This is a genomic window from Acuticoccus yangtzensis (assembly GCF_001927245.1).
In the GTDB taxonomy this organism is placed as follows: Bacteria; Pseudomonadota; Alphaproteobacteria; order Rhizobiales; family Amorphaceae; genus Acuticoccus; species Acuticoccus yangtzensis.
Genome location: NZ_MJUX01000005.1, coordinates 288,778 through 306,547, shown reverse-complemented (window position 1 = coordinate 306,547; position 17,770 = coordinate 288,778). Strand labels below are relative to the sequence as shown.

The 17,770-nt window shown below is 69.0% G+C and carries 14 protein-coding genes; 11 read left to right on the top strand and 3 right to left on the bottom strand.

Annotation, left to right across the window (positions count from 1 at the left end):
- The first annotated feature begins 48 nt into the window (after nucleotides 1-48).
- From BIX52_RS14760 to BIX52_RS14740, 5 genes are all read left to right on the top strand, one after another.
- Complete coding sequence (locus tag BIX52_RS14760) at nucleotides 49-2,295, top strand: RNA degradosome polyphosphate kinase (RefSeq protein WP_425426687.1); 2,247 nt, start codon at nucleotides 49-51, stop codon at nucleotides 2,293-2,295.
- A 4-nt stretch (nucleotides 2,296-2,299) separates the two neighbouring features.
- Nucleotides 2,300-3,826, top strand: a complete 1,527-nt coding sequence (locus BIX52_RS14755) for a Ppx/GppA family phosphatase (protein ID WP_083660281.1) — start codon at nucleotides 2,300-2,302, stop codon at nucleotides 3,824-3,826.
- Between the two features lie 303 nt (nucleotides 3,827-4,129).
- The gene (gene kynU / locus BIX52_RS14750; protein WP_075221836.1) at nucleotides 4,130-5,359 is read left to right on the top strand and encodes a kynureninase; all 1,230 of its coding nucleotides are present in this window, start codon (nucleotides 4,130-4,132) and stop codon (nucleotides 5,357-5,359) included.
- 76 nt (nucleotides 5,360-5,435) lie between these two features.
- Nucleotides 5,436-6,215 (top strand): tryptophan 2,3-dioxygenase, encoded by a 780-nt coding sequence (kynA, locus tag BIX52_RS14745; protein ID WP_075221882.1) that lies wholly within the window; start codon nucleotides 5,436-5,438, stop codon nucleotides 6,213-6,215.
- Between the two features lie 212 nt (nucleotides 6,216-6,427).
- Nucleotides 6,428-7,846 (top strand): amidase, encoded by a 1,419-nt coding sequence (locus BIX52_RS14740; RefSeq protein WP_075221835.1) that lies wholly within the window; start codon nucleotides 6,428-6,430, stop codon nucleotides 7,844-7,846.
- 41 nt (nucleotides 7,847-7,887) lie between these two features.
- On the opposite strand, the gene BIX52_RS14735 is transcribed toward BIX52_RS14740, so the two are convergent.
- The 3 genes from BIX52_RS14735 to BIX52_RS14725 form a co-directional block, all read right to left on the bottom strand.
- Nucleotides 7,888-8,787, bottom strand: coding sequence for an SDR family NAD(P)-dependent oxidoreductase (locus tag BIX52_RS14735; protein WP_083660280.1), 900 nt, complete (start codon nucleotides 8,785-8,787; stop codon nucleotides 7,888-7,890).
- A gap of 48 nt (nucleotides 8,788-8,835) precedes the next feature.
- Nucleotides 8,836-9,573 carry a GntR family transcriptional regulator gene (locus BIX52_RS14730; protein ID WP_108676587.1) on the bottom strand — a complete coding sequence of 246 codons (738 nt, stop codon included), beginning with the start codon at nucleotides 9,571-9,573 and terminating at the stop codon, nucleotides 8,836-8,838.
- A 421-nt stretch (nucleotides 9,574-9,994) separates the two neighbouring features.
- On the bottom strand, nucleotides 9,995-11,242 hold the full coding sequence (locus tag BIX52_RS14725) for an ROK family protein (protein ID WP_075221834.1): 1,248 nt from the start codon (nucleotides 11,240-11,242) through the stop codon (nucleotides 9,995-9,997).
- A gap of 207 nt (nucleotides 11,243-11,449) precedes the next feature.
- Here BIX52_RS14725 and xylF point away from each other — a divergent pair, with 207 nt between their 5' ends.
- The 6 genes from xylF to BIX52_RS14695 all read left to right on the top strand — a co-directional run bounded on the left by xylF (nucleotide 11,450) and on the right by BIX52_RS14695 (nucleotide 17,722).
- Complete coding sequence (xylF, locus tag BIX52_RS14720) at nucleotides 11,450-12,493, top strand: D-xylose ABC transporter substrate-binding protein (protein ID WP_075221833.1); 1,044 nt, start codon at nucleotides 11,450-11,452, stop codon at nucleotides 12,491-12,493.
- Between the two features lie 74 nt (nucleotides 12,494-12,567).
- Nucleotides 12,568-13,866 carry a sugar ABC transporter permease gene (locus BIX52_RS14715; RefSeq protein ID WP_075221832.1) on the top strand — a complete coding sequence of 433 codons (1,299 nt, stop codon included), beginning with the start codon at nucleotides 12,568-12,570 and terminating at the stop codon, nucleotides 13,864-13,866.
- Between the two features lie 9 nt (nucleotides 13,867-13,875).
- Nucleotides 13,876-14,643, top strand: coding sequence for an ATP-binding cassette domain-containing protein (locus tag BIX52_RS14710; protein ID WP_075221831.1), 768 nt, complete (start codon nucleotides 13,876-13,878; stop codon nucleotides 14,641-14,643).
- A 66-nt stretch (nucleotides 14,644-14,709) separates the two neighbouring features.
- Nucleotides 14,710-16,002 (top strand): xylose isomerase, encoded by a 1,293-nt coding sequence (gene xylA, locus BIX52_RS14705; protein ID WP_075221830.1) that lies wholly within the window; start codon nucleotides 14,710-14,712, stop codon nucleotides 16,000-16,002.
- 260 nt (nucleotides 16,003-16,262) lie between these two features.
- On the top strand, nucleotides 16,263-16,451 hold the full coding sequence (locus BIX52_RS14700) for a hypothetical protein (RefSeq protein WP_139312778.1): 189 nt from the start codon (nucleotides 16,263-16,265) through the stop codon (nucleotides 16,449-16,451).
- On the top strand, nucleotides 16,448-17,722 hold the full coding sequence (locus BIX52_RS14695) for a TRAP transporter large permease subunit (RefSeq protein WP_075221828.1): 1,275 nt from the start codon (nucleotides 16,448-16,450) through the stop codon (nucleotides 17,720-17,722). Before BIX52_RS14700 ends, BIX52_RS14695 begins: the two co-directional genes overlap by 4 nt.
- Nucleotides 17,723-17,770 lie beyond the last annotated feature (48 nt).

The following is a 17,770-nucleotide window of genomic DNA, read 5'->3' as shown; positions in this document are numbered from 1 at the left end:
CCAACTGCCAGCCCTACGGCAAGACCAGGCCAAACGGCGAGGACGAACATGGCGATCTCTGACACTGAGGAGGCGCCCATGGCGTCCTCCTCCGCGGCGACGGCGGACACGGGTTCTGTCGACACCGCGCTCACCAAGCCCCATCCCCCGCACACCCATGACCTTGATCCGGCGCTGAAGGACAGCCCCGACCGCTTCTATAACCGCGAACTCTCCTGGCTCGGCTTCAATGCGCGCGTGCTGGAAGAGGCGGCGAACAGCAGTCATCCGCTGCTGGAGCGGCTCCGCTTCCTGTCGATCTCCGACAACAATCTCGACGAGTTCCTGATGGTGCGCGTCGCAGGTCTCCTCGGCCAGCAGCGCGCCGGGGTGGACGCCATCAGCGCCGACGGCCTCACCCCCGCCGGTCAGCTCGCCAAGATCAACGAGGCGGTCGCCAAACTCCAGGCCGAGCAGCAGCGCCAGTTCGCCGAGCTGCGCGGGGAGTTGGCGAAGGAAGGCATCGAGATCGTCGGCCCCGGCGACCTCACCGAACGCGAGGAGGAGACCCTCGAGCGCACCTTCCTCACCCACATCTTCCCGGTGCTGACGCCGCTCGCCATCGACCCGGCGCACCCGTTCCCCTTCATCCCCAACCTCAACCTCTCCCTGGCGCTGTCATTGAAGCCGCCTGAGGGGGATGCGCGGGTCGCCATCGTGCGCATCCCGGCGCAGATCGAGCGCTTCGTTCGCGTCTCGTCCGGCGCGGACGGTGAGCCGGAACGCTTCATCTTGATGGCGAACGTCATCCGCCTGCACCTTCACCGCCTGTTCCCCGGCCACGAGATCCTGGAAACCGGCGTCTTCCGCGTCGTGCGCGACTCCGACCTCGAGATCGAGGAAGAGGCGGAAGACCTGGTGCGCACCTTCGAAAGCGCGCTGAAGCGCCGCCGCCGCGGCGACGCGATCCGCGTGCAGATCGAAAGCGCGATGCCCGAGGACCTGCGCGCCTTCGTGTGCGAGCGCCTCGGCGTCAGCGAGAGCGCGCAGATGGTGGTGGACGGCATGCTGGCCATGAAGGACCTCGGCCAGCTCGTCGGCCTCGACCGGCCGGACCTCAAATTCCAGCCCTATACGCCGCGCTTTCCCGAGCGGGTGCGCGACGCGGGCGGCGACGTCTTCGCGGCCATCCGCACCAAGGACATGGTCATCCACCACCCTTACGAATCGTTCGACGTGGTGGTGCAGTTCGTTCGCCAGGCCGCCCGTGACCCTGACGTGGTGGCGATCAAGCAGACCTTCTACCGCACCTCCTCCAACTCGCCGATCGTGGCGGCGCTGATTGAGGCGGCGGAGGCGGGCAAATCCGTCACCGCGCTGGTGGAGATCAAGGCTCGCTTCGACGAAGAGGCGAACATCCGCTGGGCGAAGGACATGGAGCGCGCCGGCGTTCAGGTGGTCTTCGGCTTCCTGGAGCTTAAGACCCACGCCAAGCTCTCCCTGGTGGTGCGGCGCGAGGGCGGCAAACTCGCCACCTACACCCACATCGGCACCGGCAACTATCACCCGATCACGGCGAAGATTTACACGGACCTGTCCTTCTTCACCGCCGATCCGGAGATCGGCCAGGACGCGGCGCGGGTGTTCAACTTCATCACCGGCTATGCCGAGCCGGCGGAGCTCAACCGGCTCGCCGTCTCGCCGATCACGCTGAGAAGCCGCATCATCGACCACATCGACGCCGAGATCGCCCATGCGCGGGCCGGCCGTCCGGGCGCGGTGTGGATGAAGATGAACTCCCTCGTCGACCCCGCCACCATCGACAAGCTCTACGAGGCGTCGGCGGCGGGCGTAGAGGTGGACCTCGTCGTGCGCGGCATCTGCTGCCTCAGGCCGGGCGTTCCGGGGCTCTCGGAGAATGTGAGGGTGAAATCGATCGTGGGTCGATTTCTCGAACACTCTCGCATCTTTTGCTTCGGCAACGGCTCGCCTCTGCCGTCGCGTGATGCGGTGGTTTACATCGGGTCCGCGGACATGATGAACCGCAACCTCGACCGCCGCGTTGAGACTTTGGCACCGATCGACAACGACACCGTGCATCAGCAGATCCTGGACCAGATCATGGTTGCCTCGCTGCGGGACAACGAGCAGAGCTGGACGATCGAGGCCGATGGCAGCCACACCCGTGTCCGGCCCGGCGACGACGAGGAGCGCGTCAATGCGCACAAATATTTCATGACCAACCCGTCCCTCTCCGGCCGCGGCAAGGCCCGCGATCTCGTGAAGCCCAAGGCGTTCGCGCCTTTCATGGACTGACCGGGTGGTGGATCTGACACGGGCCCGCGAGTTCGCTCGCGGGCGTCGCCTGGGTGACGGCATCGCCGTCATCGACGTCGGCTCGAACTCGGTGCGCCTCGTCATCTACGAGCGCGCATCGCGGGCGCCGACGGTGGTGTTCAACGAGAAGGTTCTCGCAGCCCTCGGCGAAGGCCTCGTCGACAACGGCCGACTGACCGACGAATCCATGGGCCGCGCGCTGATGGCGATCCGCCGCTTCGCCGCCATGGTGAAGGCGGCGGAGGTGGAGGACGTCACCATCGTCGCCACCGCCGCCGCGCGCGTCGCCTCCAACGGCGCCGCCTTCATCCGCGATATCGAGCAGATCTCCGGCGTGAAGGTGCGCGTTCTGGAAGGCGCGGAAGAGGCGCATATGGCCGCTGCGGGCGTCCTGTGCGGCTTTTGGCAGCCGGACGGGGTCGTCGGCGACCTCGGCGGCGGCTCGCTGGAGCTGATCGACATCACCAAGGACGGCATCGGGCCGGGCGAGAGCCATCCCCTCGGCACCCTGCGCTTGCGCGGCGACGCCAAGGGCCAGCTTGCCAAGGGCGGCGCCATCGCCCGCGACATCCTCGCCCGTTCCGAGCCGCTGCTCGCCCTGAAAGGGCGCACCTTCTACGCGGTGGGCGGGACCTGGCGCTCGCTGGTGAAGCTGCACATGGCGGTGACGGGCTACCCCATCCCCATCATGCACCAATATGCCGTCTCGGCGGACGAGATGGCCGACTTCTGCGACGAGCTCATCAAGAACGGGCTCGATACGATGGATCCCGGCAACGTCGTCTCCAAGGGGCGGCGACCGCTGGTGCCGTGGGGCGCCGTCGTGATGCGCGCCCTCATCGCGCTCGGGCAGCCCAAGACGATCCTCACCTCCTCGCTCGGCGTGCGCGAGGGGATGATCTACGAGGCGCTGGCCGCGGACGAGCGCGGGCGCGATCCGCTCATCGTCGCGGCGGAGGAACTCGCCATCCTGCGCAACCGCTCGCCGCTCCATTCGGCCGAGCTGGTCGATTTCTCGCAGATGTGCATCGACGCGATGGGGCTGGAGGAGAGCGAGGAGGATCAGCGCCTGCGCATCGCCGCGTGCCTGCTGTCCGACATCTCGTGGCGCTCGCACCCGGACTACCGGGCCGATCAGGCGCTGGCGGTGATCTCCAACGTGGCACTTTACGGCGTCGATCATCCGGGGCGCGGCTTCCTCGCCCAGGTGCTGAACGAGCGCTATGGCGGGCCGGAAAACCCTGCCGTGGCGCACAACAGTGCCGAGGCCCTGTGCAGTGACCGTCTGCGCGAGAGGGCGAAGGCGGTGGCGGCGATCCTGCGCATCGCCTACGTGCTGGCGCCGGGGATTTCCGGGGTAATCCCCAAGCTGGCGGTGGAGCGGGACGGGGGGAGTCTCATCCTGCGCATGCCCGCCGACATGGCCGCGTTCGATGGGGAGAGGCCGCTGCGCCGCATGCGCCAACTCGCCAAGGTGGTGGGGCTGGAGGGCCAGATCCGCGCCGGCTGAGCCGTCACGCGCTCAGCCGTCACGTGCGAAACCTGCGCCGGACGCGGCGCGGCCGCGCGGCTGGCGTGCCCGTCAAGTGCGCGCGGGCCACGCGCCGCCGACCGCCGCCCACCCACCCCCGTCGCGTTCGTCGCCGGTGCACAGCATCAAGGTAAAGGTCGGCCTTCCGTTCGCCGGACGGCGCAGTGCGGGTGCCGAGCCTTTGAGCTTGCATTGGGGCCCCTTGCGGCTGTTCAGTCGTCCCACCGGCGGCGAGCGGGGGTGAGGGGCGTGAACGATCATTCAGGCACGGCCACCACGGCGATGCGGCCCGGCACGGCGGCCGCCGCGGATCCCTTCGCCGCAACCCGCGCGCTGTTTCACCTGCCGCCCGGCATCATCTATCTGGACGGCAACTCGCTCGGCCCGCTCCCCAAGGCCGCCGCCGCCCGCGTCGCCGCCACCATGACCGAGGAGTGGGGCGAGCGCCTCATCCGCGCCTGGAACGACGCGGGGTGGATGGACGCGCCCGAGCGCATCGGCAACCGCATCGCCCGGCTGATCGGCGCCGCGCCCGGCACCGTCACCATGGGCGACACCCTGTCGATCAAGATCTATCAGGCGCTGGGGGCGGCGCTGGACCTTGCCCGCTCCGCCGCGCCGGACCGCCGGGTCGTTCTGTCCGACAGCGGCAACTTTCCGACCGACCTCTACGTCGCCTCCGGCCTCGTCGAAACGATGGGTCAGGGCCACGTCGTGAAGGTCGTGGAGCCGGAGGAGGTGGAAGGAGCGATCGACGAGACCGTCGCGGTCCTGATGCTGACCGAGGTGGACTACCGGACCGGCCGCCTTCACGACATGGCGCGCCTCACCGCCAAGGCCCATGACGCGGGGGCCTTGACGGTGTGGGACCTCGCCCACTCGGCGGGCGCTCTGCCGGTGGACCTCGCCGGGGCGGGGGCAGACTTCGCCGCCGGCTGCACCTACAAATATCTGAACGGCGGGCCCGGGGCGCCGGCCTTCATCTACGTCGCCCCGCGCTGGGCGGACAGGGCGCGGCCGGTGCTGTCCGGCTGGCTCGGCCACGCGGCCCCCTTCGCCTTCGACCTCGACTATCGCCCCGCCGCGGGCACCGGCCGCATGCGCGTCGGCACGCCTCCCGTTCTCGCCCTCGCTGCGCTCGATGCCGCGCTCGACGTCTGGGACGGTGTCGCCATGGACGACGTGCGCGCCGCCTCGATGGCGCTGACGGCGCTCCTGGTGGACGAGGTCGAGGCGCGCTGCCCGGACCTCGTCCTGGCCTCGCCGCGCGATCCCGCCCGGCGCGGCAGCCAAGTCTCGTTCCGCCACCCGGAGGGTTACGCCATCTGTCAGGCGCTGATCGCCCATGGCGTGATCGGCGATTTCAGGGCGCCGGACGCCATCCGTTTCGGCATCGCTCCGCTTTATATCGGCGCCGACGAGGTGAGGGGAGCGGCCGCCATTCTGGAGCGCATCATGTCCGAGCGACTGTGGGACGATCCGGCTTTCCGCGTGCGCGCGGCCGTCACATGAGAGCCTGCCCGTGACGCGCGGCGAAGCCCCCTACGATCCGGCGGACGAGGGCGCGGAAATATCGTTCGGCGACCGAATGGCCTATGGCGACTATCTCGGCCTCGACAAGGTGCTGTCCGCCCAGGCGCCTCTGTCGGGCGCGCACGACGAGCTTCTCTTCATCATCCAGCATCAGACCAGCGAACTGTGGATGAAGCTCGCCGTCCACGAAATTCGCTCGGCGATTTCGGCCATTCGTGCGAACGACCTGCGCCCCGCCTTCAAGATGCTTACCCGCGTCGCGCGCATTTTCGAGCAGCTCAATGCCTCGTGGGATGTGTTGCGCACGATGACGCCGAGTGAATATTCGCACTTTCGCGGTGCCCTCGGGCGGTCCTCAGGCTTCCAGTCCTACCAGTATAGGGCGATCGAATTTCTGCTCGGCAACCGCAATCCGGCGATGCTGCGCCCGCACGATCACCGGCCGGACATCATGGCCGAGCTGGAGGCGATCCTGGCCGCACCCAGCCTCTACGACGAGGCGATCGCTTGGCTCGGCCGTCAGGGCTACGCCATCGGCCCTGACGGTGAGAGGACCGACTTTCGCGGGCCGCGCGCCAAACAAGGCTCGGTGCTGGCGATTTGGCGGCAGATTTATGTTGCGCCCGATTCTCATTGGTCTGCCTATGAATTGGCCGAGAAACTGGTCGATCTCGAAGACTATTTTCGGCGTTGGCGCTTCAACCATGTCACAACCGTTGAGCGCATCATCGGGTTGAAACGTGGTACGGGAGGAACCGGAGGCGTTTCGTACCTTCGCAAAATGCTCGATGTCGTGCTATTTCCTGAGCTTTGGGAAGTGCGTACAACGCTTTAACACTCTACTTATTTGGAAGACCTTTGATTTGATGGCTGACGGATTGAGAACCGCAGGCGAGCGCGCCGGCGCGGCAGCGACCGGCCGACGCCGCGCGCGACCGACCAAGGGCGCGAACGGCCGGGCGGACCTCGCGATTGGAATTGCGACGCATGGGATTTGCGGCGGCGTCCGCGGGCTGACGAGCCGGGCGCCAGGAAGGGGGCGGGCTGATGCAGCTTGACCTGATGGCACAAGCCGCCGACATGGCGGGCGCCAGCGTGCCCGGCGCCGAGCGGCTGCGCGAGCGCCGGCGCGTGCCCGGCGTCACCGCGTGCCATGCGGCGCTTCGGGCGGGTTCCGCCACCCCGTTCAGCCTCGCCGCCACATCCTTCGACCGGATCGACGCGGAAGATCGCGAGATCGCCGCCTTCGTGCGCCGCACCGACGATGCGGCCCGCGTCGCAGCCGCCCACGCCGCCCGCCGCTGGACCGCCGACACGCCCCGCGGTCCGCTGGATGGGGTCCCTGTCGCCGTGTCGGACACCATTGCCATGGCGGGCGTCGTCACCGGGTGCGGCCATCCCGGCCCCGATCCGGGTCCGGCCGCCGCCGATGCCGCTCTCGTCACCTCACTCATCCACGCCGGCGCGATCATCACTGGCAAGACGCGGGTGGACGAGGGCGGGGTCTGCGCCACGGGAGGCCAGATCGCCATCACGCGAAACCCCGCGGCCGAAGGTGCCAGCACGGGCGGTGCCCACGGTGGTGCGGCCGCAGCGGTCGCCTCCGGCATGGTGTCGCTCGGCCTCGGAAGCGACTGTCTCGGCTCGCTGTTGGTGCCCTCGGCGCTGTGCGGGGTCTATGGGCTGCGTGCCACCTACGGCGCCATCGGCCGCACGGGGATCGTGCTGGCCGCCCCGTCGATGGACAGCGTCGGTTTCATCGCCCACGCGGCGGAGGACCTTGGTGCCGCATTCGACGCGGTGAACAGGTTCGACCAGGCCGACCTCGACGCGGTCGCACCGTCCGAGCGGCGCTACCGGGCCGAGCCGGAGGGCAAATCCCTGGTGTTCGGCGCGCTTCAGCTCGCCGATGCGACGATGGAATCGGCGGTTCGTCTGTCGCTCTACCGCGCGTGCGAGGCGATGGAGCGAACCGGGGCGGCCCGGCGTGACGTGCGGCTCGGCACCGCGACGGTGCCCGAGGCGGGCGCTGCGGCACGGCGCATCCTTCAAGCCGAGCTTTCGGTCCACTCGGCGCCCTCCCTGGCGTCCGATCCGGGGCGCTACGGCCTCGGCTTCCGCCGCTGGGTGAAGGACGGAGCGCTGATCGCGGCGCCGCTCCTGGTGGAAGCCTACACGGTGCGCCGTGCCGTCGCGGCCGAGATGCTGCGTCTCCTCATGGAGGTCGACCTCATCCTGATGCCCACCGCGCCGCGCCTGTCTCTCCGCCACGGCGCGGAGATGGCGCCGCACGAATTCGACCTTTGCGCGATCGCCACGCTGGCCGGCCTCCCGGCGGTGACGGTTCCGGTCAAGCGCCGCGGCGGGCCGGCGGCAGGCGTCCAGCTCATCGGTCCCGCATGGAGCGAAAGGTGGCTGACGAAGATCGCCGCAAAGCTCGGCGCAGCGCTGAACGAGCCGCACTGACGCGGGGCTAAGAGGACGGCCGCCACCCGTACGGGGCGTGTTCAGCCCTCCGGCCAGACCGGGCGGCTGAACACGCCGCCGTCCACCCACAGCGTTTGCCCGGTGACGAAGGCTGCGGCCGGTGAGGCGAAGAAGAGCACCGGCCCGGCAATGTCCTGCGGCCGGCCTACGCGCCGGAGAGGCGTCACCGCGGCCCACTTGGCGGCATAGTCCTCGGTCCCCGACGCCGTGCGCTCGACCTCCACCGCCCCCGGCGCAACGCAGTTCACGCGGATGCCGTGCGGCCCCAGCTCCACCGCCGCCACCTTGGTGAACTGCTCGATGCCGCCTTTGGCCGCGGTATAGCTGACGAGGCGGGGAAAGGCCGTCTTGTTGCAGCCCGAGCCGATGTTGACGATGCTCCCGGCCACTTTGCGCTCCACCATCAGCCGCGCCGCCGCCTGGGTGTTGAGGAAAGCGCCTTTGAGATGGCTGTCGATGACGCGGTCCCAGTCCTCGGGCGCCAGATCCAACAGTGGCGCCAGCACCTGCACCCCGGCATTGTTGACGAGAAGCTCCGGCGCGGCATCGTAGTCGCGCGCGAGGGCGTCGTAGAAGGCGGTGACGGCGGTGCTGTCCGCCGCATCGCACGGGTAGGCGGTGACGTCGTGACCGGCGGCGCGCGCGGCGCTCTCGGCACTCGCGGCCTCGGCCGGCGTGTCCAGAAAGGTGAAGGCGACGCGGTAGCCGGCAGCGCCGAGGCTGCTGACGAGGTGCCGGCCGATCCCCGTTGCCGCCCCGGTGACGACGGCGAGCGGCGGGGCGACCGGCGTGCCGCGGGCGGGCCGGGAGCGTGGCTCCGGCCGTGCGCGCCCCTCGCCGCTCGCCGCCGGGCTGGTTGCCTGATCTGGCGCCGGAGCGGTCCAGTCTTCACCGAACGGGCCGGGCTTCGTCGTCGCCATCGGTGTCTCCATCGTGCGCACGGCGGCGCAGTGCGGCCGCGCTTCGCGTCAGCGGGACGGTGCGCTGGCGATCGCCGCCGCCACGGTTTCGCCCGTGCGCATCAGGTGGCGGCGCCAGACGCGACCCGCCTCTTCGGGGTCGCCCTTGTGGAGCGCTTCCATCAGCATTTCGTGTTCGCCCATCGCCTCGTCCCACCGCGAGATCGACATGATGGCCATGTAACGCCCGCGTTTGGCACGCAGCATCAGGTTATGGCGGGTGGCGACGAGGGCGCGGTTCCCGGCCGCGTTCACGATCATCTCGTGGATCTGGCTGTTGCAGTCGAAATAGGCGTCGCGATTGCGCGTCGAGTGATACTCGCGCATCCGCCCATGAAGATGGCTGAGCGCGTCGGCGATGCTCGGCGTCATGCGGGCCACCGCCAGCTCCGCGGCGAGGCCCTCCAGGCTCGCCAGCACCTCGAAGAGTTCCAGTGCCTCGGCCGCGGTGAAGGCGAGAACGCGCGCTCCTCGGTGCTGGGAGATCTCGATCAGCCCGTCGATTTCGAGGAGCTTCAGCGCCTCGCGCATCGGCGTGCGGGAGACGTTGAGTTGGGCGCACAGCGTTCGTTCGACGATGCGCGAGCCGGGCATCAGGTCGCCGCGGATGATCATGCGGCGGAGCGCTGCCAGCACGCGCTGGGCCGCGGGCAGGCCGTGGATGCCGCCGTCGGCGTCGACCGGCGGCGCTCCGGGCGGGGCGGGCGGAAAGGAGGAAGGGCGGGTCATATCAGGCGCGTCGGACATGGATAAGGGCAATCCATTTCAGTAAGTCGTGCAGCCGAGCCGCAATGGGTTTCAAAGCCGTGCAATCGTTATGCCGATAAAGTGGAGCCGGGTGAGTTTGCCACTCCTGATTGTGTTCGCGGGAGCAATCGACGCAGAGCGGGGCGGTCTGATGCCGGCCGGGCACACCTTTGGGGGCCGGTCGGCGCGTCGCTTGAAGCGTGCCATGGCAGTCTTTGCGGCCGCATCCATGGCCGATGCGGGAGAGCGGGCGAGGGGCGTCCGCCGTCGCCGCGTCAGGTCCGCGTCACATCGCATGAGTGCGGCGCAACTTCGGCGCGCGTGCACAGCGTCGTTTGGCGCGCATGGTGGCCGGTTCGAGCCCTTCGCGCGGATCGGCCTCGGGCGAACGGGGCAGGGCTCCTGTGTGATTGCCTTTATGCTATCCTCCGACGCGTTCGGTCCCCAGAAGCTGCTCGGTGAGGGCGGAGAGGGCGAGGGCCGCCGCACCGCGCGCCCACACCATGTCGCCCCAGGCGTTGATCTCGATCTTCGGCGCGGTGCGGCCGGTCTGGGCGGTGAGCGCCTGGACCTCCGCCAGAACCGCGTCGGCGTAGAGGAAGTCGAATCGCATCTCGCCGCCGGAGATGATGATGAGGTGCGGGTCGAACAGCTCGGTGACGTTGGCGAGGCCCACGGCGAGGTAGCGCCCGGCCCGGCGGAAGATGGAGAGCGCCGCCTTGTGGCCCGCCTTCGCCTCGTCATAGAGCGTTTCGAGGAGCTCGCGCGCGCTTCCCGCCTCGTCGCGGTTGAAGTGGAGCGCCGTCTGCGCCTCGCGCACCAGCGCGTAGTCGGCGACATAGGCCTCCAGGCACCCGCGGCTGCCGCAGCGGCATAAAGCTCCGTCGAGCTGCACCTTGGTGTGGCCGAGTTCCATGCCGAGCCCCGAGCCGCCGCGGAACATGCGGTTGCCGAGGACCAACCCCATGCCGACGCCGTTCTCGATCGTCACCACGGCGAAGTCGGTCATGCCGCGCCCGGCCCCGAACCACAGTTCGGCGAGCGCCAGAAGGTTGGCGTCGTTGTCGATGGTGACGGGGAGGCCGATGGCGGCGGCGAAGGTTTCGCGCAGCGGCGCGTTGCGTTCGGTGAGGAGGGGCGACCACAGGACGATGCCGGCGGCGTGGTCGACCACCCCGGCGATCCCGAGCCCGACCCAGGAGAGGCTCGCCCGCGTCATCCCCGCCTTCGCCAGCGCCATGTCGAGGAGCGCTTCGGCTTCGGTGAGCGTGGCCGCCATGGTCTGCCGGTGCGCCGCGCTCTGCAGCGTCGCCTGGGCGATCAGCGCGCCCGAAAAGTCGATGATGACGGCGGTGTGGGCATCGTCCGTCAGCTTCACCCCGGCGACGGCGGTGACGGCGGCGTTGACGGTGAGGGCCACCGGCGGGCGCCCGCGCGACGGTTCGCGCGGCGCGTCGATCTCCTTCACCAGCCCTGCGTCGATCAGCTCGGCCGACACGGCGGTGACGGAGGCGGGCGAGCAGTCCAGCCAGCGGGCGAGGTCGGCGCGGCTGGAGGCGCCGGCGGCGCGCAGGCTCTCGAACAGGCGCTGCCGCAGGGGGCGCGTCTCGGTCACCACCGGCAGAAGGGGGCCGCATCCGGTCTGGAGCGCGTCGATGAGGTCGGGCATTGCCATAGATTTACAAAATAAAGGAATTACGCCGCGAATTAAATACGCAACGAATAGATGCGCAGCCATTTCGGCGCTTTGTGCAGCAGCGAAGCCCATTTCGCATTCGCAGCATCATTTTTTAATTCTCAGGCTGAACTAATTATGCGATTATCGAATGAAACCGAAATGGATTCGCCGGGACGTTGAACCCGGCGGCGGGAGGAAATGGTGAAGATCAAATCGCTTATGGCGGCGGCTGTCGTCGCCGGCCTGTCCGGAACCGCCATGTCGCAGGGCGCGATGGCGCAGGACCTCACGGTGGGCGTCAGCTGGTCGAACTTCCAGGAAGAGCGCTGGAAGACCGACGAAGCCGCCATCAAAGAGGCGCTCGAAGCCGCCGGCGCGGCCTACGTGTCGACCGACGCGCAGTCCTCGTCCGCCAAGCAGTTGTCGGACGTGGAAAGCCTCATCGCCCAGGGGGTCGACGCGCTGATCATCCTGGCGCAGGATTCGCAGGCGGTGATCCCGGCCGTTCAGCTCGCCGCGGACAACGGCCTTCCCGTCGTCGGCTACGACCGGCTGATCGACGATCCGCGCGCCTTCTACCTCACCTTCGACAACGTGGAAGTGGGCCGGATGCAGGCGCGCGCCGTGCTCGCCGAGGTGCCGGAAGGCAACTACGTGATGATCAAGGGTTCGCCCACCGATCCGAACGCGGATTTCCTGCGCGCCGGGCAGCAGGAGGTGCTGCAGGAGGCGGTCGACGCGGGCAAAATCACCATCGTCGGCGAGGCCTATACGGACGGCTGGCTGCCCGCCAACGCCCAGCGCAACATGGAGCAGATCCTCACCGCCGAGGACAACGCGGTCGACGCGGTCGTCGCCTCCAACGACGGCACCGCGGGCGGCGCCGTCGCCGCGCTGACGGCGCAGGGCATGGACGGCACCCCCGTCTCCGGCCAGGACGCCGATCACGCCGCGCTGAACCGCATCGCGCAAGGCACGCAGACCGTGTCGGTGTGGAAGGATTCGCGCGACCTCGGGCGTGAGGCGGCCGAGATCGCCCTGGCGCTCGCCGGCGGCGAGGAGATGAGCGCCATCGAAGGCGCCGAAGAGTGGACCTCGGCCAGCGGCAACACGCTGTGGGCGAAATTCCTGAAGCCGGTGCCGGTGACGGCGGAGAACCTCGAGGTCGTCGTCGACGCCGGGTGGATCTCCAAGGACGCGCTCTGCCAGGGCGTTTCGGCCGGTCCCGCCCCCTGCAACTGACGATCTGACGGGCGCCGCCGCCCTGTCGCGGCGGCGCCCCTCCCGCGTGCGTTCCTCATGACCGACGGCAAGCCATGACCGATACCGCAGCGGGCCGCGCGCCCGCACCGCCCCGCCGCAGCTTCATCCAATCGCTCGAGGTGGACCTGCGCCTCGTCGGCATGATCGGCGCCTTCATCGTCCTTTGCGTGATGTTCGACGTCGTCACCGAGGGGCGCTTCCTCACGCCGCGCAACCTCTTCAACCTCACCATCCAGACCGTCTCGGTGGCGATCATGGCGACGGGGATGGTGTTCGTCATCGTCACCCGCCACATCGACCTGTCGGTGGGCTCGCTCCTCGCCACCTGCTCGGCGGTGATGGCGATGACGCAGACGTGGTTCCTGCCGCAGGTGATCGGCCTCGACTACGGCAACCCGCTGATCTGGATCGTCACGATCTTCGTCGGCCTCTTCGTCGGCACCGCGATCGGCGCCTTCCAGGGCTGGCTCATCGGCTATCTCACGATCCCGGCCTTCATCGTCACGCTGGGCGGGCTGCTCGTCTGGCGCAACGTCGCCTGGTATCTGACGGACGGGCAGACCATCGGCCCGCTCGACGACACCTTCCGCATGTTCGGCGGCATCACAGGCACCATCGGGGTGGACGCCTCGTGGATCGTGGCGGGGCTGTGCTCGGCCGCGGCGGTTGTGCTGATGGCGATGAGCCGGCGCACCAAGGCGCGCCACGGCGTGCCGCTTAAGCCGGTGTGGGCGGAGGGGGTGATGATGCTGATCGTCGTCGGCGCCATCTTCGGCTTCGCGGCGGTGCTGAACGCTTACGAAATCCCGTCCGGCGCTGTGCGGCGCATGTTCCGCGAGCGGGGCGAGGCGGTGCCGGACGGTTTCGTCGCGGCATACGGGCTGCCGATCTCGGTGCTGCTTCTCGTCGCCATCGCCGTCGCCATGACGGTGATCGCGCGGCGCACGCGGCTGGGGCGCTACATCTTCGCCACCGGCGGCAACCCTGATGCGGCGGAGCTGTCCGGCATCAACACGCGCCTTCTGACGGTGAAGGTGTTCGCCATCATGGGCGCGCTCTGCGCCATTTCGGCGGTGGTCGCCTCGGCGCGGCTCTCCTTCCACTCCAACGACATCGGCACTTTGGACGAGCTCAGGGTGATCGCCGCCGCCGTCATCGGCGGGACGGCGCTGTCGGGCGGTGTCGGCACCATCTACGGCGCCATCCTGGGGGCGCTGATCATGCAGTCGCTGCAGTCCGGAATGGCGATGGTGGGTGTGGACGCGCCGTTCCAGAACATCGTGGTGGGCACGGTGCTGGTGCTGGCCGTCCTCATCGACATCATCTACCGCCGCCGCCTCGGCGTGAAATAGGGGGACACCATGGCGGACCGGACCACGACCCCACTCGTCGAGATGGAGGACATCTCCATCGCCTTCGGCGGTGTCCACGCGGTGGACCACGTCTCGCTGTCGCTGTGGCCGGGGGAGGTGCTCGGCCTCCTCGGCCACAACGGCGCCGGCAAGTCGACGCTGATCAAGATCCTCTCCGGCGCCTACCGGGCCGACACGGGGACGATCAGGATCGACGGCACCCCGGTGAAGATCGAGAGCCCGCGCGACGCCCGGCGCTACAACATCGAGACGATCTACCAGACACTCGCCCTGGCCGATAATCTCGACGCCACCGCCAACCTCTTCCTCGGGCGCGAGATCGTCACCCCGCTCGGTTTCATGGACGATGCGGCGATGGAGGCGGAGACGCGGCGCATCATGGCGCGGCTCAACCCCAACTTCAAACGCCTGTCGGAGCCGGTGGCGGCGCTGTCGGGCGGGCAGCGCCAGTCCGTCGCCATCGCTCGGGCGGTCTACTTCAACGCCAAGATTCTCATCATGGACGAGCCGACCGCGGCGCTCGGCGTGCATGAAACGCAGATGGTGGCCGAGCTCATCGAGGAGCTGAAGCGCCAGGGTCTCGGCATCATCCTCATCAGCCACGACACGCGCGAGATGATGAGCCTGTGCGACCGGCTGACGGTGATGAAGAACGGCAAGGTGGTCGGCACCGAGGCGACCGCGGACGTGACCGAGGACGACATCCTGTCGATGATCATCATGGGCACCAATCCACGCGACAAGGCCGCCGCCTGACATCCCCGGCGCGCGCCGCCGGTTCTCTCGCGGCCCCGCGCCGCCTCTTAGCTTCTGGACACTCCCATGTCGTATTTCGAGGGCATCGCGCCCGTCCGCTACGCCGGTCTCGACGCAGACGGCGACTTCGCCTTCCGCCACTACGACCCCGCCGAGGTCGTCGCCGGCAAGACGATGGAGGAGCATCTTCGCTTCGCCGTCGCCTACTGGCATTCCTTCGCCTGGCCGGGCGGCGACCCGTTCGGCGGGCAGACCTTCGCCCGGCCCTGGTTCGGCGACACGATGGACCATGCCCGCGCCAAGGCGAACGCCGCGTTCGACCTCTTCGCCATCCTGGGCGTACCCTATTTCTGCTTCCACGATGCGGACGTGCGGCCGGAAGGGGCGACCTTCGCGGAATCCAGGCGGAACCTGGACGAGATCACCGACATCTTCGCCGCCAAGATGGAGACGGCGAAGGTGAAGCTCCTGTGGGGCACCGCCAATCTCTTCTCCCACCGGCGCTACATGTCGGGCGCTGCGACCAACCCGGACCCCGACGTGTTCGCCTACGCGGCCGCCACCATCAAATCGTGCATGGACGCGACGCACCGGCTGGGCGGGCAGAACTACGTCCTGTGGGGCGGGCGCGAGGGCTACGAGACGCTGCTGAACACCGACCTCGGCCGCGAGCTGGACCAGATGGGGCGGATGCTCGCCATGGTGGTCGACTACAAGCACAAGATCGGCTTCGAGGGCACGATCCTCGTGGAGCCGAAGCCGCAGGAGCCGACCAAGCACCAGTATGATTTCGACGTCGCCACCTGTTACGGCTTCCTGAAGAAGTACGGCCTGGAAAACGAGGTGAAGCTGAACATCGAGCAGGGCCACGCGATCCTGGCCGGCCACTCGTTCGAGCACGAGCTGGCGATGGCGCGCACACTCGGCGTGCTCGGCTCCATCGACATGAACCGCAACGACTATCAATCCGGCTGGGACACGGACCAGTTTCCGAACAGCGTGCCGGAGGTGGCGCTCGCTTTCTACGAGGTGCTGAAGGCGGGCGGCTTCACCACGGGCGGCACGAATTTCGATGCCAAACTGAGGCGCCAGTCGCTGGAGCCGGCCGACCTCGTCGCGGCGCACGTGGGCGCCATGGACGTGTGCGCGCGCGGCCTGAAGGCGGCGGCGGCCATGCTGGAGGACGGCGGGCTGGAGCGCGCCCGGGCCGACCGCTACGCCGGATGGGACGCCGGCGGGGACCTTTTGGACGGGGACCTCGCGGCGATCGCGGCGCGCGTCGAGGAGCGCGGCATCGAGCCCGAGCCGCGCTCCGGCCGGCAGGAGCGTCTCGAAAACTGGGTGAACCGTTTCGTCTGAAACGGGCGCGGGCGCGGTGGCGGTCGAGCCGGGCGGCGAGACGCGGCCGCACCGGGCGGCTGTCTCGTGCGTCATGCACCGCGGCAACGTGGCGTGTGCCGGTCCGTCGGCCGCCGCCTGACGCCGGGACGCTCGATCCGGGCGGTTCGCCGAGCGGTGAACGCGGACGGTGTTTCATCGGACTGGCCGAGACATTCATGGCGCGATGAAATATGCACGGGCCTGAGGCGCACGTGTCGATGCGCCGCCGGGAGAGACCCATGGAGCATGCGCGCCAGACCATCGGCGCCGGTCCCCGCGCACGGGTTGCGCGAACGGCCCATCATGCCGGCCGCCTGACGCCAGCGGTCCGGGTCGATCCCGCCGGCCCCGCTGCCGCCCCGCGAGCGGTGATCACCCTGATCCTGCCGGTCGCCGCATACGAGGTGAGGGTGGAGGCGCTGGTATGACGATTGCCATCGTCGTCGCCCTGTTGATCGCGATCCGCATGACCGGGGTCCCGGTGGGAACAGGGCTGGCCGTCACCGGCGCGGCGATCCTTCTCGCCTTCGAGCACAGCCTGTCGCCGATCCTGGACGTTCTGGGCGCCACCGCGGCCAACCCGCTCTGGGTGGCGATCCCGCTCTTCATCTTCATGGGTCTGGTGCTGCTGCGGGCGGGGGTCGCCTCGGATGCCATGGCGCTCGGCCTCGGCCTGGCGCGCCGTCTCGGCGGGGGTGTGCGCGGCGGTACCATCCTCGGCGCGACCCTGGTGGGTGCGGTGTCGACCGTTTCGCTTCCGAATATGCTGGCGATCGGCGTGCGCGTCCTGCCGCTCCTCGCCAAAGCCGGGGTGCCGCGCGGGGCTGCGGCGGCGCTGGTCGCGGCGGCGGCCACGCTGACGGTTCTGCTGCCCCCGTCGACGGCGCTCATCCTGTTTGCGATCGCCGCGGGCGTGCGGGTCGAGCCGGTCTTTCTCGCCGCGCTTCTTCCGGCCGGGCTCGCCGTCGTGGGCTTCGCGGTTGCGGCGCGTTGGGGTGGCGGGCCGTCGACGCCGCCGGAGGACGATTGTTCCTCGGAGGCGAACCCGGCGCTGGCACCGGCCCTGACACGGGCGTTCGCGGTGCTCCTCCTGCCGGTGCTGATCCTCGGCGGTCTGGCGCTCGGCCTCGTGACGGGGGTGGAGGCGGGCATCGCGGGGGCGGTCTATGGCGGCGCGGTGGCGCTGGCGGCGCCGCGGCGCATCGGCCTCAAGGCGGCGGGTGAGGTCGCGATCGAGACGGTGCGCGCCGCGCTTCCCATCCTCGGCCTGGTGCTTGCGGCAGCGCTCTTCTCGGCCGCGATGGGGGCGATCGGGGTGCCGGACGAGATTGCCGAGCTGGTGGAGGCGGCGGGCCTCGGACCGGCGGCCTTCGTTCTGCTGGCGGCGCTGGTGACCTTCGCGGCGGCGCTGATCTTGGATCCCGCGGCGCTCATCCTGGTGGTGACGCCGCTGATGGCGCCGAGTTTCGCGGCGGCGGGGATTTCCCCCGTATGGGCGGGGCCGATGCTGGTGGTTGCGGTGGAGGCTGCGGCGATCGCCCCGCCCTTCGGCGTATCGCTTTACGTCGTGCGCACCATCAGCGACGTCACGTCTGGTGAGCTTCGCCGCGCCGCCTTGCGTTATATTGCAGTACTTCTTTGCGTAACGGTCGCGATGGCGCTGATCGTGACTATAATTTCTGGCGGCGCCCCGCTTTGATCTTACGCTTTTGACTTTCCCACGCCGGGAGGACTGAGCTAGAACGGC